A 14761-nucleotide genomic window follows, 5' to 3' on the forward strand; every position below is an offset into this window, starting at 1 on the left:
GGGAGATGTCCAAAGGACAGAGGGGGGGGCACAAAACTTATAAGATCTCAAAAATACCGGCGGCCCCTTGTCCTGATCCCACACACATGGTAACCATGCCGTATTTTTGTTTTCTTTTCTTCATTTCGTGTAAGAGCTGAACCGAAAGTTTTGTTCCTGTACATCCCAATGGGTGTCCTAAAGCAATTGCTCCACCATTTACATTGGTGATTTCAGGATTCATGTCCAACTCTCTCATTACAGATAAGACTTGAACTGCAAATGCTTCGTTCAATTCGATCTGTTCTATTTGATTCAAGTTCATTCCTGATCGTTTTAATACTTTAGGAATGGCTTCAACAGGTCCAATGCCCATGTGTTTTGGCTCAACACCGGCTACTGCATAAGAAACAAAACGGGCAATTGGTTCTACATTCAATTGTTTCAGCATTTTTTCAGATACCACCAAAACAAATGCTGCACCATCGGATGTTTGCGAAGAATTACCAGCTGTAACCGTACCATTTTGAGCGAATACAGGTCTCAATTTTGCCAATCCTTCCAAACTGGTGTCAGCTCTTGGGCCTTCATCGGTGGCAACAATATGTTCTTTGGTTTCAGCTTTCTCTTTACTGTTCACAAAAGTCTCCAATACTGTAATGGGAACAATTTCATCTACAAAACGGTTCGCTGCCAATGCTTCTAAAGCTTTTCTATGCGAATGAAATGCAAATTCATCTTGATCCTCTCTCGAGATTTTATACTTTTTCTGCAAGGCTTCTGCTGTAATTCCCATGTTCCAATAGTAATCGGGATTCGATTTTGCTATTCCCAGATTGGGAACCAATCGCCAGCCACCCATTGGCATAAGCGACATCATCTCCACACCACCAGCAAGAATGCAATCGGCCAATCCAGCTTCTATTTTCGATGCAGCAATGGCAATTGCTTCCAGGCCCGAAGAGCAGTAACGGTTCACAGTCATTCCAGGGACTTGAATATTATCCAATCCCATTAAAGAAATCATTCTGCCTATATTTAATCCTTGTTCGGCTTCAGGTGTGGCATTACCAACAATTACATCCTCAATAATCAGAGGATACAAACTTGGCATTTTTTCCAGAATGTGTTGTACTACTTGTGCGGCCATATCATCTGGCCTAATCAAGCGGAGCTTTCCTTTTTTTGCTTTGCCTACAGCAGTTCTATATGCGGCTACAATATATGCGTTCATATTTTTCAATTTTCAGTTATCAGTAAACAATTATCAATCACCAAGAATTAGTTTCGAAGAATTTTTCCTTTTTGGAGTAAACTTTGCATTCTTTCCAGTGTTTTCTTTTGTTGACAGAGTCGTACAAAAGCAATTCGTTCCAGATCGAGTAAATATTTTTCCGAAACTTCGGTTGGTTCATTTAGTTCACCTCCACTTAGCACTTTTCCAAGCTCTATGGACAAATGTTTATCGTATTCGGATATGTAATTTCCTACTTGCATTCCATCGGCACCCGAATACACCAAAGCCAAACCTTCACTTCCCAAAACAGTAATGTCTTTGGTTGGTAGAGGAGGAGTGTAGCCTTTCTCAAGCATTAACAAAGCTGCTTTTTTTGCATACGTTAACTGATGTTTTTTGCTAATAATTACTTCATCCACATCCTTTCGGAGATATCCCAAGTCGAATGCTTCGTAGGCCGACATCGATACCTTTGCCTGACCAATACTCAAGAATTTATCGCGGAAACGGTTGGTCCTGATATCATCCTTAGCAATTTCCCTGGACAATCGGTAGGCGAACTCTTTGGTTCCTCCACCAGCTGGAATCACTCCAACACCCAATTCAACCAATCCCATGTAGGTTTCGGCGTGAGCAATTACCTTATTGGTGTGCATGCAAAGTTCGCATCCTCCTCCCAGAGTCATGCCATGTGGAGCTGCAATTATGGGAACCGATGCGTACTTTAATTTCAGCATTGTATTTTGGAAAGTGCGAACAACCATGTCCAACTCTTCAAACTCCTGTTCAATGGCCAGCATAAATACCAATCCAATATTGCTCCGGCCGAGAAGTTTTCTCCTTCGTTGGAGATTATCAAAGCTTTATAATCGCTTTCTGCTAACTCAATCGCTTTGTTAGTTCCTTGTATGATTTCACTTCCAATGGTATTCATCTTGGTATGAAATTCCAGATTGATGATTCCATCTCCGAGATCAATGATACTGGCTCCTTCGTTACTCCAAATGGTTTTGGATGAACGAAGGTTATTAAGAAGAACCAGATTTTCAGTTCCAGGAATGGTTTGATGAGCATTGGTATTTACATCATAGTATTGTTTCAAGCCGTCTTTTAATTGATAGAAACCAAGATCTTCCTGAACCATATTGTGCACCCAATTGGCAGCCTTAAAGCCCATTTCTTCCATCATGCTTAAAGTCTTTTTCGCACCTAAACTTTCCCAAATCTCGAATGGACCCATTTCCCAGGCAAAACCAGAACAGATGGCTTCATCAATTTTGTAAAGATCATCAGTAATCTCAGGCATTCTGTTCGAAACATAGGCAAATAATCCAAAGAACATCTTCTGGTAGAACTGATTTACTTTGCTATTTCCTTTGAGGAGAACTTTAAAGCGATCATTGAGATGAGGTACAGCCTTTGCTGCTTCAAATTCACCAAACTTTACCCTTTGCTTTTCCTGATATTCAAAACTTTCCAGATTCAAGCTTAAAATCTCACTCTTTCCTTCTGACTTTATTTTTTTATAAAAGCCCTGACCAGTTTTTGATCCCAACCATTGGTTGCCCATCATGTGTTGAATAAACTCTGGAATCTGGAAAACATCTTTGGCTTCATCATCTTGCAGAGCTTTTTGAAGGTTTTGAGCTACAAATACCAAGGTATCCAGACCAACAACATCGCAAGTACGGAAGGTTGCCGATTTGGGTCTTCCAATAATTGGTCCAGTCAACTTATCTATTTCATCCACTGTGAATCCAAATTCATCAATCAAATGAAAGACCGACATCATGGAATAAACACCAACTCGATTAGCAATAAATGCAGGAGTATCCTTGCAACTTACCACTGATTTGCCTAAGAATCTTTCTCCAAAATCAGTAAGAAAATCTATTACCTCCTGATTTGTGTTAGGGGAAGGAATGATTTCTAACAATTTCAAATACCTTGGAGGATTGAAGAAGTGAGTACCACAAAAATGCGCAGCAAAATCTTCTGATCTTCCTTGAATCAACATCTGAATAGGAATACCTGATGTATTTGTGGTAATCAGGGAACCAGGTTTTCGGTGCTTTTCAATTTTGGTATAAAGCTCTTGCTTGATTTTAAGATTTTCGATAATGGCTTCTATTACCCAATCGCATTCTGCTATTTTATGAAGATCATCTTCGAAATTCCCTGTTGTAATTCTATTGGAATAAGTCTGTAAATACAATGGAGCGGGTTTCAGTCTTGTAGCCTTCAGAAAAAGATCGTTTACAATTCTGTTTCTCACTTTAGGATGCTCAGGTAACAAACCAGCCTTTTGTTCTTTTTCGTTAATCTCCTTTGCAGGCATGTCCAATAGTAAAACCTCGATGCCTATATTGGCAAAATGACATGCAATTTGAGCGCCCATGACTCCTGCACCCAAAACTGCAACTTTTCTTATTTTTCGAGCCATATTTTTGTTTGTTATAGTGTGTGAATATTTATTTAAAGTTCTTCTTCGTAGGCGTAAATATTTCGGATAATGTCTTTGTATTTATCTTTTAAAACTTTTCTTTTGAGTTTTAGGGTTGGTGATAATTCACCAGATTCAGGAGTCCATACATCTGAAACCAAACGGCAGGTTTTAATTTTCTTCGGTCGGTCAAGATTTACATTGGTTTTTTCAATCTCCTGCCAGATTCGCATTTGAATTCGTTCATTCTTAATGATTTCTTCCGGGCTGATAAAATCCAATTTCTTTCTTTTGCAGTATTCTTTCAAGAATTCAAAATTTGGAGAGATTAGCACAGAAGGAAAGCGTCTGAATTCACCAATTACAATTGCCTGATCGATAAAAGGAGATTCTTTTAGTTTGTTTTCAATTACCTGAGGAGCAATATAAATACCTCCAGAAGTTTTAAAGATTTCCTTTTTACGATCGGTAATTTTGAGAAATCGATCATCCACCATACATCCAATATCGCCAGTATGGAACCAGCCATCTTTGTCTATCACCTCATTGGTTAATTCTGGATTTTTGTAATATCCCAGCATGATGTTCGGTCCTCGAGCCAGAATTTCTCCATCTTCTGCAATTTTAACTTCTACGCCATCTAATACAGGACCTACGGTTCCAAACTTTACATCTGGATAAGCGTTTTGATTTGCCGCGATAATGGGAGAGGTTTCCGTTAATCCATAACCTTCTTGAACAGGAATGCCAGCAGCCCAAAAGAGGCGTTCTAATCTAACTTGAAGAGCAGCTCCACCCGAACACATAAACATGATGTTACCACCAAGAGCTTCCTGCCATTTGCTAAAAATTAGTTTTCTGGCAATTTTTAATTTGAATTCGTACCACCAGCCATTTGCTCCATTCAGTTCATATTTTTGACCAAGGTCAACAGCCCATAAGAACAAGGATTTTTTTATGGTTGGCAAACTTTTTCCTTTTGCCATGATCTTGTCATATACTTTTTCAAGCAATCGGGGAACCGTAGCGAACCCATGAGGTTTTAGCTCTCGTAAATTATCGCCAATGGTTTCCATACTTTCAGCATAATAAATACTAATTCCCTTGTATTGATACTGATAGTTTACCATTCGCTCATAAACATGGTTGATTGGTAAAAAGCTCAAGCATTTATGGCTTGAGTTTAGAATTAAACGTGCGGCTGAAGACAGCACATTACTCATAAAATTATGATGCGAAAGCATTACTCCTTTGGGGTCGCCTGTTGTTCCCGATGTATATATGATGGTAACTAAATCTTGTGGTTTGATCGATTCTTTAATAGACTTTAATTCATTCTTATATTGGTTATTAAGGGCTTTTCCCATATCAAGCAACCTTATCCAATGAGTTACAGCTTTTATTTTATCGAAAGAATAAACCTGTTTTATAGAAGGATGATTGTTTAATAGTGGTTCGATCTTGCAATATAGCTCTTCACTTGATATGAAAATGATACTAGGTTCGCAATGACGAATGATAAAGTCATAGCTTTTTGCGCTAATTGTGGGGTAGAGAGGAACATGAATTACACCAATCTGAGCCAGAGCCATGTCAACAAAATTCCATTCGGGTCTGTTGTTTGAAATGGTAATAACTCGGTCTCCTTTTTTAAGACCACTATCCAGCAAAGCGTAACTAATTAAATCTGAATATTTCAGATACTGTTCCGTGGAATATTTAATCCATTTGCCATCTTCTTTTTTTGCGAGAGCATCTGTTTTATCAGGATAGTTCTCTCGATAATTATCGAGTAAATCAAAAATGCGCGTAACCATAATTAAAGATTTAGATATGTAAGGCATTACAGCATTTCAAAATGGTTTTACAATCATTTTGATGCGCAGAAACTTAATCTCTAATTGTTAGAGGTGAGAGATTTAGTGTTGATTTAAGTTTTGTGTAAGAAGTTGTATTGGGATTTAATTTCGGAGATTTTCCGAAACCTTTTTACACTTACATAAAATTTACAAAAAGGAATCTGAAAATAAAAGAATAATTGGTAAGAATTCTTTTTTATTTGGTAAGTGAAAAAAAGGAAGCTTTTCGGCTTCCTTTGAAATTTTATAAGTGATAGTTGGATATTTGTTGAAATCCGCGAAGAAAATCTTCGACTTTCATTCGTTTCTTGCCGGCTTGTTGCAGCATTGTAATGGATAGAAAACCGCCTTCTACAGCTACTTTTAAATAAGTTTTTCCATCGGTGTGTAAACTACCTATTTTTTTGTCGTGATTTTCAATTGTTTTTTCGGTTGCGAATACTTTAATACCGATTTTTTTCCCTTCTTCATTTGGAATTAATTCCGTCCATGAAGCTGGGTATGGGCTTAATCCACGAATTAGGTTGTGGATTGAATTGATATTCTTTGTCCAATCAATCTTACAATCCTCTTTAAAGATTTTTGGTGCAGATTTTAATTCATCCGCAGCAATACTTTCCTGCGGGATTTGTGGATAGTCGTTGGCTTCGATTGCCTTGACTGTCTTAACCACCAAATCAGCACCAATATTCATCAATTTATCGTGAATGATCTCAGCATTGTCATTTTCGCCAATCTCAGTTTTTTCCTGAAAAATGATGTTACCTGTATCAATTTCGTGCTTTAACAGAAATGTAGAAACACCTGTTTCTTTATCACCATTGATGATTGCCCAGTTAATCGGTGCAGCACCACGATAATGAGGAAGCAAGGAAGCATGAAGATTCAGGGTTCCATATTTTGGCATGTTCCAAACAACCTCAGGTAACATTTTAAAGGCAACCACAACCTGCAAATCAGCTTCTAATGATTTAAGCTCAGCAAGAAATTCTTCATTTCTGAATTTCTCTGGTTGCAGAATTTTCAATCCTTTTTCAGCCGCATACTTTTTAACTGCTGCTTCTTGTATTTTTTGACCTCTACCAGCAGGTTTATCAGGATTGGTAACAACACCAACTACATTAACGCCCGCATTTAAAAGGGCTTCAAGAGGAGCCACCGCAAAATCGGGTGTACCCATATATATTACACGTAAACTCATAGCTATTCCTTTAAGTTCCTGTTTCCTTTATTGTGCTTCGGAAAATAAGGGCAATGTTTACATCCATTGCCACAGCAATATCCTCTTTCGGTAAGATATTTTTTTGTCATGATTCTATATCCATCAGGATGCATATAGTAATCGATATCTGGTTTTAAATCGTCAAACATATTAGTCTTGTTTAATTTTTAAAAACTCTTTTATGCTTTCGTTTTTAATGGTAACCGAAAGATGATAGTGAGAAATTTTATATTCGTTGTTTTCAATAACCAGCACACCAGAACCTCTACAAACTCCCATCCAGGTATTTAAAAGTTCATCAAACCAAATGGTTTTCTTGTCTTCTGATGTGTAGATTTTTCTGTCAAAAGCTTTAAAATCCCAGGTGGTTTCTTTTTCAAAATATGGTTCGCAAAAATTGTGAAATTCTTGTCTTGTCCATCTTTCTGATGGATCGGTTCCGATGTAAGTTGCATTTTCGGTCATCAATCCAAAATACTTTTCTAAGTTAGCATCAGCGGCAGCCTTATGCCAATCATCAAGAAGTTGATTGACTTCTTTTTCGGAATATTCTACTTGTTTTGTGCAAGCAGAGAATAATCCCAAAACTGCAATTAGAATTATAAATATAGATTTATGCATTTTTCTTTTTGAAAAATTTAGCCGGGTTAATCTTTTTAAAGAAATCAATATAATTTTCGATGTTGAAGACAGCAGAATCTGTAGTCGCTTTGTATGTCAATATAATCCCTAAAGGAAGAATTATCAATGATGATATCCACATCCCAATAGCAGGCGGAAGAACCAATTCTTTGGCAAATCGTTCACCTGTCATGGAAATGATGTAATAGAAAATAAAGAATAAAACAGATACAATTACAGGCATTCCTAAGCCACCTTTACGAATGATTGCACCAAGAGGAGCACCAATAAAGAAGAATATCAAACAAGCAAAAGGGAGTGTGAATTTTCTATGCCACTCATTGGTGAATTTTTTAATCCATTTTTCTTGTCCCAGTAGTTCTCCTTCTTTTCGAGATATAGTTTCTCTTGCTTTTCTGGCAAAACTAAGAGCTGAACTTACCGATGTTAGTTGTTTTGTGATTGTAGCCGATTTAAAAAGAGAATCAACATTTAGCGTTTTAATAATAAGATCTTGTGATTTTATAGAATCTTTTCGCATTGATTTTGATTCTTTCTTAAAGTAATGTCTAGCCAGCAATCCGGTAACAAGTCTATTTTTTTCATTTTGTAATTGATCTTGTAATGAATCTTCAGAATGTACCAACTGTTTTAAATTTAGCATTCTGTAGTTTTTACTGTATCTATCCTCATTGCCTCTTTTTAATTCAGTGCTTCTAAGAGGAACGTTGGTTTCATATTCCTGAAATTTAATTCTTCTGGAAGGATGGTTTTTATCTCTCCTCGATTTGGTTTTTACCTCCTGATACATATTGCCACTATACAGGGTGAGAGTCATATTCTTTTTATCAGGAGAAGTTATCATTGTACCGGAATCAGCCACTGTTACATTTGTATTTCCTCTTTCATCTCGATGATCGTAAATCAAGAGTTTATACATCATTCCGGTTTCTTTATCAATGTTGTCGACCTTAATACTAAAGTTAGGTAAATCATTAGTGAAAATACCTTCTTTCAGGATAAGTTCTGGTTTTTGATTTTTAATATCAACTAATAATGAGGTAGTTTTTAATGATGCAACTGGCATTACATAATTGGCAAAGAAAAAGGCACTAATACTAATAATCACAACAAGTGTGGTAAGTGGTTGCATGATTCTTTGTAAGGAAATCCCAGCGGCTTTCATGGCGGTTAATTCGTAATTTTCTCCCATATTCCCAAAGGTCATAATAGAAGCCAAAAGAATAGCCAAAGGCAGTGCCATTGGAACTAAAGTAGCAGAAACATAAAACAAAAATTCAGCAATTACAGTCCATTCTAATCCTTTTCCGACAAGTTCATCAATATATCGCCAAAGGAATTGCATGAGTAGGACAAACATGCAGACAAAGAAAGTAAAGGCCAATGGCCCAAGAAAACTTTTAAGAATAAATGAATGTAAACGTTTCATTCTAAAATATTTTAATTGAAGCGAGACCTAATTTTATAATAAGGATATCGCACTGCTACCTAAAAAATAAGACCAATAACTTGCAGAAACTGGTCTTACATAGCTTACAAAAATAAGCTAATTATTTAGGATTTGGTGTTATGATTTGTTAAAAAATCATATTCCCAATACATGCTTTAATTCGGCAATTTGAGTGTCCCAAAGTTCAATGCTTTCTTCTATTTCATCTTCATCAGCAAAATCGGTAATGATAAGAGATAGGTCATTTGTAAGGGCATCAATTTCAATTTTAAATTCAAAATAGCTGTCTTCATCTTCACTGTCAAGCCAATGGAAGCGAATTAAACGATTGTCTTTCTTGGTAACCAATTCAGCCTGCTGTTCCGATCCATCCCAAATGAATGTATAGATTTTACCTTTTTGATTTACATCATCAGCAAACCATTCTGATAATCCACTTGCATTACTTAGTCGATCGAAAATAACTTTTTGAGAAGCTTGAAGTACATATTCCAGTTCAAATTGTTTCATTTGTTTGGGGCATAAATGTTTTGATAATAAAATTAGAGGGATTAAGTTTGTTTTGATAAATTATTCCCCCAGTATTAAAATACTGCACTAAAAAGGTGAAATGTAAGTCAATACTTAAATTTCGCGCAAGATACTTAAGAATTTTCTAATAAAAAAAACTGATTCTTAAATCTTTAGGTTTGTTCATATTGTTAATACCTAAAGATGCTTACTTTACCTACTCCTTATAAGTTAAGAAAATTTTACAAATCGATAAATTAAATCATTTACAATTCAAGAATTGAAAAAAATGTGAAATGATTTTTTTTTAATGAAAAAGGATTCTATATTTGCACCGCGTTAGAAAAAACGGCGAGGTAGCTCAGTTGGTTAGAGCGCATGATTCATAATCATGAGGTCGGCGGTTCAACCCCGCCTCTCGCTACTAAGAAAGGGAAACAATTAATATTGTCTCCCTTTTTTCTTGCCTTAAAATTTCTCTACTAATCATTCTATCGGAAAGTAAATAATCTATTCATTCCAGAAAATTAGAGAGTGGAGATGTAAATCTGATGAAATAAAATTATCTAGTTTTAACTACCCGATGAAGGTTCCAATAATTATTGGAAAGTTGGACTCGCTACCTACAATAAACAAGATAAAATAGTAGCCTTTTTCTGTAAATAGATACTTCAAACATTAGCCAAATGACGTATTGAAAAAAAAATCAATATTTTTTTCAACTTGTAACATTTCTGTAAAACAGATAGTTTAATAGATCGCTTCATTTCTTTGCAAAGATTTTCAGAAAAAAGATTTTTTTTAGAAATAAAATGCTCTTATATTTGCACCGCAATCAAGCAAAACGGCGAGGTAGCTCAGTTGGTTAGAGCGCATGATTCATAATCATGAGGTCGGCGGTTCAACCCCGCCTCTCGCTACGAGAAGGATGACTTAAGGTCATCCTTTTTTGTTTTAATATATCTCCATTTTTTAGGAGAGTTGATTTTAATAGGGATCAATTCTTTTATCTTTGTTATCCGTTAAAAATAAAATATCAATGTTAAAAGTAAGCAGAGTTATGTGTTGCTTTTAGAATTAAATAATGTAATCGTATGAACAATTGGTTTGAGTGTAAGGTGAAGTATATTAAGGTCGATGAGATATCTGGAAAAGAAAAAAAAGTGTCTGAACCATATTTGGTAGATGCAATGTCTTTTACCGAAGCCGAGGCCAGAATCCACAAAGAATTGGAGCAAATGATTAGTGGGGAATTTAATGTAACCAATATCAGCAAATCAAACATCACGGAATTGTATCCTAATGACAATGGTGACCGTTGGTTTAAAGCTAAAGTTGCATTTATTGATGTGGACGAAGCATCTGGTAAAGAAAAGAAGAGCAATAATTATATGCTTGCCCAGGCAAATAATGTGAAACAAGCGTATGAATTCCTTGAAGAATGTTTGAGTGACATGCTGGTACCTTATGAGATCCCGGCAGTATCTGAAAGTCCTATTATGGATATCTTCCCATTTTTCAGTGATGAGGTGAATGAAGAAATTCCAGATAATCTGAAACCAGTTTCGGAAATTGAACCGAATGATAACGAATTTGAATAGATCAGAAATTTCTGATCTATTTTTTTTCGGAAACGATTGCTTTCTGTTGAAAAACATACGGTAAGCTTATTATTACTGTAAAGTTATGGGTGTTTAATATTCAGTAGATCAACTTAAAAGAAGGTGTATGAATTGATGTTCTGATTTTTTGTTTTTTTAGTGGTGAAATTTCTTTTCTCTACTACATTTGTCAGCATAAACAAACAACAAAAAACAGATTTGAATAAGTTTTTGACTTTTAAAGATTGGAGATCTTTGTAAAGTCTGATTTATTGATTTAAACGTATAATCACACCATGAAAACAAGAACTGAACACGACTTAATTGGCTACAAAGAGGTGTCTGCTGATGCATATTATGGCATTCAAACTTTAAGAGCAGTTGAAAATTTTGACATTTGCGGTGTTAAATTAAGTGCATATCCAGACTTTATTAAAGGTTTGGCGATGGTAAAATGGGCAGCAGCCAAAGCAAATAACGATCTTGGATTGTTATCGAACGATTTAACAGAGGCTATTACAAAAGCTTGTGAGGAAATTATTGAGGGTAATTTGCATGAACATTTTCCAGTTGACATGATCCAAGGTGGTGCTGGAACCTCTACTAATATGAATGCTAACGAGGTGATTGCCAATAGAGCATTGGAAATTCTTGGGTATCAAAAAGGTGAATACGAACATTGTCATCCAAACAATCACATTAACTTGTCTCAATCAACCAATGATGCTTACCCAACAGGGATTAAAATTGCATTGATTTTTATGAATGAGACTTTGGTGGCAGGCTTAAAATCATTGATTACAGCATTTAGAGCTAAAGGGGAAGAGTTCAAGGATGTATTAAAAATGGGTAGAACTCAGCTGCAAGATGCTGTGCCTATGACATTAGGACAAGAGTTCGAAGCTTGGGCTGTAAATCTTGAAGAGGAAATTGAGAGATTGAACCAAAATGCAAAATTGTTCCTTGAAGTGAACATGGGAGCTACTGCTATTGGTACAGGAATTAACTCAGAACCTGGTTATTCAGAAAAATGTGTTTCTCGCTTAAACGAAATTACAAACCTTCCAATTGTATTGGCTGGCAACTTAATCGAAGCAACTCCTGATACAGGTTCGTATGTAATGTACTCATCAGCAGTGAAGCGTTTGGCTATTAAGCTTTCTAAGATTTGTAACGACTTGAGATTATTATCTTCAGGACCACGTTGTGGATTGAACGAAATCAACTTGCCAAAAATGCAACCAGGATCTTCTATCATGCCAGGTAAGGTAAACCCGGTAATTCCTGAGGTTGTAAACCAAGTTGCTTACAAAGTAATTGGTAACGATTTAACTGTAACTTTTGCTGCTGAAGCTGGTCAGTTGGAATTGAATGTGATGGAACCTGTTTTAGTTCGTGCTATTTTTGAATCAATGGAAATGTTGGTGAATGGAATGGCAACATTAAAAGAAAGATGTATTGAAGGAATTACAGCAAATGTTGAACACTGTAAAGAAATGGTTCTAAACAGTATTGGTATTGTAACTGCTGTAAATCCTACATTAGGATATGAAGCTTCTTCTAGAATTGCCAAAAGAGCATTGGCAGAAAACAGAAGTGTTTACGATTTAATCCTTGAAGAAGGGTTATTGACCAAAGAGAAGCTAGACGAAATTCTTTCTCCGGAAAGAATGATTAAGCCTCAGAAGTTTGTTGAAGCTTAATTATTAGAATCTGAACCCGTTTGGGTTAAGGTTTATTTCTTAAACAACACTCCAATATAACTTGGGAAATACTCTATCATTGAGTTCTTGGCGCATTAAAGAGGTTGATTCGGTTTTCGTTTCAACCTCTTTTATTTTACCTCAAAGGTCTTGAATAGTCAAAGAGTCTAACAGTCAAAGTGTGAGATTGCAAATCAGAATTGTTACATTTATCTGATTGTAAATAAGAAATGATATGTCAGAAATTAGCTTTAAGCCAATAGGAGTTATTCATACACCACATAAAACCAGGGAGAATATGCCCATTCAACCTTTAAGCGCAAAAGGGGTTAAAGCAAGAGTAGAATTAAACCCAGATTTGATTAAGGGATTAAGGGACTTGGAATCTTTCTCTCATGTAATTTTGATTTACCATTTGCATAAATCAGAAGGCTACGAATTGGATGTAAAGCCATTTATGGATGATAAAACCCATGGCTTGTTTGCCACAAGAGCACCACGCAGACCCAATGCCATTGGAATTTCAACAGTCAAACTTAATTCTATAGAAGAAAATATTTTGCATGTTGAAGATGTAGACATCTTGGACGGAACACCTCTGCTTGATATTAAACCCTTCTTTTCGAAATTTGACAACAGGCCAGATGCAGTCTCAGGCTGGTTAGACGAAAAGTGGAAAGAGAAGAATCGTGATATCAAATCAGATACGCGATTCATCAAATAAAGATGAGGTAACTGAGTTGTATTGCCATAAAACAGAATGGAATTTTGTGACAGCCTACTTCAAATGGTCTGAACTGTGTTTCCACAAATAGCAGAGTGCTTCAAACAGTCTGAACTGCATTGCCACAAACGGCAGAGTATTTCAGACGGTCTGAACTGTATTGTACGAATGTGGCAGTGCACTTCATACGCTCTGAACTGAGTGGTTACATATGCCAGCGTACTTTAATTCGTCTGAACTGCATTTCCTGATGTAGTAATGCGCTTGAAACCATCTGAACCATAGTGCCACAAATGGGAGTCTACTTCAGACAGTCTGAGTTACGCTTCCTTAATTGGTAATCAAATCTTTTAGTGTTGCAATCCATTTGGGATGATCATTCAAGCTCTCTACTAAAATCAGCTCTTTACCACCATTTTCTTCAAACAGTTCGCTGTACTCCATGCCAATTTCTATTGTGGTTTCAAGGCAATCAGCCACAAAGGCAGGGCTAAATACCATTAATTTTTTAGCTCCTTTTTGAGCTTGCTCAATCACAATCTTATCAGAAAAAGGTTCCAACCAGTTTTTGTCTAATCGTGATTGAAAGGCAACGGTATATTTCTCTTTAGGGATATTTAATTTTTCTGCCAGCAGTTTACTGGTTTCGTAACAAGTAGCTCGATAACAGAAGTAATCGGTATCTGGTCTGAATTGCTTGTCACAATCACAATCCTTACAGTTTTTATTAGGATGAACCTTATTCACTTGTCGCAAAGGCAAACCATGATAGGAAAAAATAAAGTGGTCAAATTCATTAAGATCATGTTTATTCGCATTATCCACTATGGTGTTTAGGTATCCTTCATGATCGAAAAACTGATTTATCAATTTAATTTCCGGTATTACCTCCCAGCTTCTGATAATCTCCATGGCTTTCTCGAAAGTAGAACCGGTGGTAGAAGAGGCATATTGTGGATACATGGGAAGAATGATCAATTTGTCAGGCATATCCAAACGAATTTTCTCTAAAACTCTTTTCATAGATGCTCCTGATATCTCATGGCCAATTCTACCTTAAAGTTTTCATCCAATTCTTGTTGAAGCAGATTTTTTACTTTTTCTCCGTAAATCATCAAAGGAGAACCATCTTTGGTCCATAATTGCTGGTATATTTTCGATGATCCTTTGGCTCTAAACGGTACAATAATCAGGTTTACCAATATTTTTCGTAGCAACCAAGGGATATCAATTACCCTTCTGTCGTTTAAAAACTCGAACAAATAGGTGCGAACATCAGATACATTAGGGCTTTTAGGTGTTCCTAAATTCAGTAGCAGAACAGTAGTTTTTTTTGACATAGTGTGTTAGTTACAGCAATTATACCGATTAGTATTTAATTAATTCAAAAT

Annotated in this window: 12 protein-coding genes, 2 tRNA genes and 1 pseudogene; 5 read left to right on the forward strand and 10 right to left on the reverse strand. The window is 36.1% G+C overall.

What is annotated here, in order from left to right:
• Positions 1–37: 37 nt before the first annotated feature.
• The 9 genes from JCM15579_RS01315 to JCM15579_RS01345 all read right to left on the reverse strand — a co-directional run bounded on the left by JCM15579_RS01315 (position 38) and on the right by JCM15579_RS01345 (position 9342).
• Positions 38–1213, reverse strand: coding sequence for an acetyl-CoA C-acyltransferase (locus JCM15579_RS01315; protein ID WP_054714610.1), 1176 nt, complete (start codon positions 1211–1213; stop codon positions 38–40).
• Positions 1214–1260: 47 nt separating this feature from the next.
• Entirely contained in the window at positions 1261–2016 is a 756-nt protein-coding gene (locus JCM15579_RS21165) for an enoyl-CoA hydratase/isomerase family protein (RefSeq protein WP_245625782.1), read from the reverse strand.
• Positions 1947–3659 (reverse strand): 3-hydroxyacyl-CoA dehydrogenase NAD-binding domain-containing protein, encoded by a 1713-nt coding sequence (locus JCM15579_RS01320; protein WP_245625783.1) that lies wholly within the window; start codon positions 3657–3659, stop codon positions 1947–1949. Before JCM15579_RS01320 ends, JCM15579_RS21165 begins: the two co-directional genes overlap by 70 nt.
• A 32-nt stretch (positions 3660–3691) precedes the next feature.
• Complete coding sequence (locus JCM15579_RS01325) at positions 3692–5476, reverse strand: AMP-dependent synthetase/ligase (RefSeq protein ID WP_245625784.1); 1785 nt, start codon at positions 5474–5476, stop codon at positions 3692–3694.
• Between the two features lie 286 nt (positions 5477–5762).
• A complete protein-coding gene (gene fmt / locus JCM15579_RS01330; protein ID WP_054714617.1) occupies positions 5763–6719 on the reverse strand; it encodes a methionyl-tRNA formyltransferase in 957 nt (318 codons plus the stop codon).
• Between the two features lie 2 nt (positions 6720–6721).
• Positions 6722–6889, reverse strand: a complete 168-nt coding sequence (locus tag JCM15579_RS20365) for a DUF5522 domain-containing protein (protein WP_165836038.1) — start codon at positions 6887–6889, stop codon at positions 6722–6724.
• A 1-nt stretch (position 6890) separates the two neighbouring features.
• On the reverse strand, positions 6891–7361 hold the full coding sequence (locus JCM15579_RS01335; protein WP_054714621.1) for a nuclear transport factor 2 family protein: 471 nt from the start codon (positions 7359–7361) through the stop codon (positions 6891–6893).
• Positions 7354–8811: an LptF/LptG family permease gene (locus tag JCM15579_RS01340; protein ID WP_054714623.1), complete on the reverse strand. Its 1458-nt coding sequence runs from the start codon at positions 8809–8811 to the stop codon at positions 7354–7356. Before JCM15579_RS01340 ends, JCM15579_RS01335 begins: the two co-directional genes overlap by 8 nt.
• Positions 8812–8967: 156 nt before the next feature.
• Positions 8968–9342: an START-like domain-containing protein gene (locus JCM15579_RS01345; RefSeq protein ID WP_054714626.1), complete on the reverse strand. Its 375-nt coding sequence runs from the start codon at positions 9340–9342 to the stop codon at positions 8968–8970.
• 350 nt (positions 9343–9692) lie between these two features.
• Between JCM15579_RS01345 and JCM15579_RS01350 the strand changes: the two genes are divergently transcribed.
• The 5 genes from JCM15579_RS01350 to tsaA all read left to right on the forward strand — a co-directional run bounded on the left by JCM15579_RS01350 (position 9693) and on the right by tsaA (position 13370).
• A tRNA-Met gene (locus JCM15579_RS01350) sits at positions 9693–9766 on the forward strand.
• A 422-nt stretch (positions 9767–10188) separates the two neighbouring features.
• Positions 10189–10262 (forward strand) — tRNA-Met (locus tag JCM15579_RS01355).
• 174 nt (positions 10263–10436) lie between these two features.
• On the forward strand, positions 10437–10943 hold the full coding sequence (locus tag JCM15579_RS01360) for a DUF4494 domain-containing protein (protein WP_054714629.1): 507 nt from the start codon (positions 10437–10439) through the stop codon (positions 10941–10943).
• A 296-nt stretch (positions 10944–11239) separates the two neighbouring features.
• Positions 11240–12646, forward strand: coding sequence for an aspartate ammonia-lyase (gene aspA / locus JCM15579_RS01365; protein WP_054714632.1), 1407 nt, complete (start codon positions 11240–11242; stop codon positions 12644–12646).
• A 235-nt stretch (positions 12647–12881) separates the two neighbouring features.
• The gene (tsaA, locus tag JCM15579_RS01370; protein WP_054714635.1) at positions 12882–13370 is read left to right on the forward strand and encodes a tRNA (N6-threonylcarbamoyladenosine(37)-N6)-methyltransferase TrmO; all 489 of its coding nucleotides are present in this window, start codon (positions 12882–12884) and stop codon (positions 13368–13370) included.
• A 330-nt stretch (positions 13371–13700) separates the two neighbouring features.
• On the opposite strand, the pseudogene hemH reads toward tsaA, so the two are convergent.
• Positions 13701–14710 (reverse strand): annotated as a pseudogene (gene hemH / locus JCM15579_RS01375) (ferrochelatase).
• Positions 14711–14761: the final 51 nt, after the last annotated feature.

Origin of the sequence: Marinifilum fragile JCM 15579, assembly GCF_001310955.1 — a bacterium.
Taxonomy (GTDB): Bacteria; Bacteroidota; Bacteroidia; order Bacteroidales; family Marinifilaceae; genus Marinifilum; species Marinifilum fragile.

Excerpts from the sequence above, each read along its gene's own strand:
- JCM15579_RS01315 (WP_054714610.1), bottom strand. The coding sequence starts at position 1,213 with ATGAACGCATATATTGTAGCCGCATATAGAACTGCTGTAGGCAAAGCA.
- JCM15579_RS21165 (WP_245625782.1), bottom strand. The coding sequence starts at position 2,016 with ATGCTGGCCATTGAACAGGAGTTTGAAGAGTTGGACATGGTTGTTCGC.
- JCM15579_RS01320 (WP_245625783.1), bottom strand. The coding sequence starts at position 3,659 with ATGGCTCGAAAAATAAGAAAAGTTGCAGTTTTGGGTGCAGGAGTCATG.
- JCM15579_RS01325 (WP_245625784.1), bottom strand. The coding sequence starts at position 5,476 with ATGGTTACGCGCATTTTTGATTTACTCGATAATTATCGAGAGAACTAT.
- fmt (WP_054714617.1), bottom strand. The coding sequence starts at position 6,719 with ATGAGTTTACGTGTAATATATATGGGTACACCCGATTTTGCGGTGGCT.
- JCM15579_RS20365 (WP_165836038.1), bottom strand. The coding sequence starts at position 6,889 with ATGTTTGACGATTTAAAACCAGATATCGATTACTATATGCATCCTGAT.
- JCM15579_RS01335 (WP_054714621.1), bottom strand. The coding sequence starts at position 7,361 with ATGCATAAATCTATATTTATAATTCTAATTGCAGTTTTGGGATTATTC.
- JCM15579_RS01340 (WP_054714623.1), bottom strand. The coding sequence starts at position 8,811 with ATGAAACGTTTACATTCATTTATTCTTAAAAGTTTTCTTGGGCCATTG.
- JCM15579_RS01345 (WP_054714626.1), bottom strand. The coding sequence starts at position 9,342 with ATGAAACAATTTGAACTGGAATATGTACTTCAAGCTTCTCAAAAAGTT.
- JCM15579_RS01360 (WP_054714629.1), top strand. The coding sequence starts at position 10,437 with ATGAACAATTGGTTTGAGTGTAAGGTGAAGTATATTAAGGTCGATGAG.
- aspA (WP_054714632.1), top strand. The coding sequence starts at position 11,240 with ATGAAAACAAGAACTGAACACGACTTAATTGGCTACAAAGAGGTGTCT.
- tsaA (WP_054714635.1), top strand. The coding sequence starts at position 12,882 with ATGTCAGAAATTAGCTTTAAGCCAATAGGAGTTATTCATACACCACAT.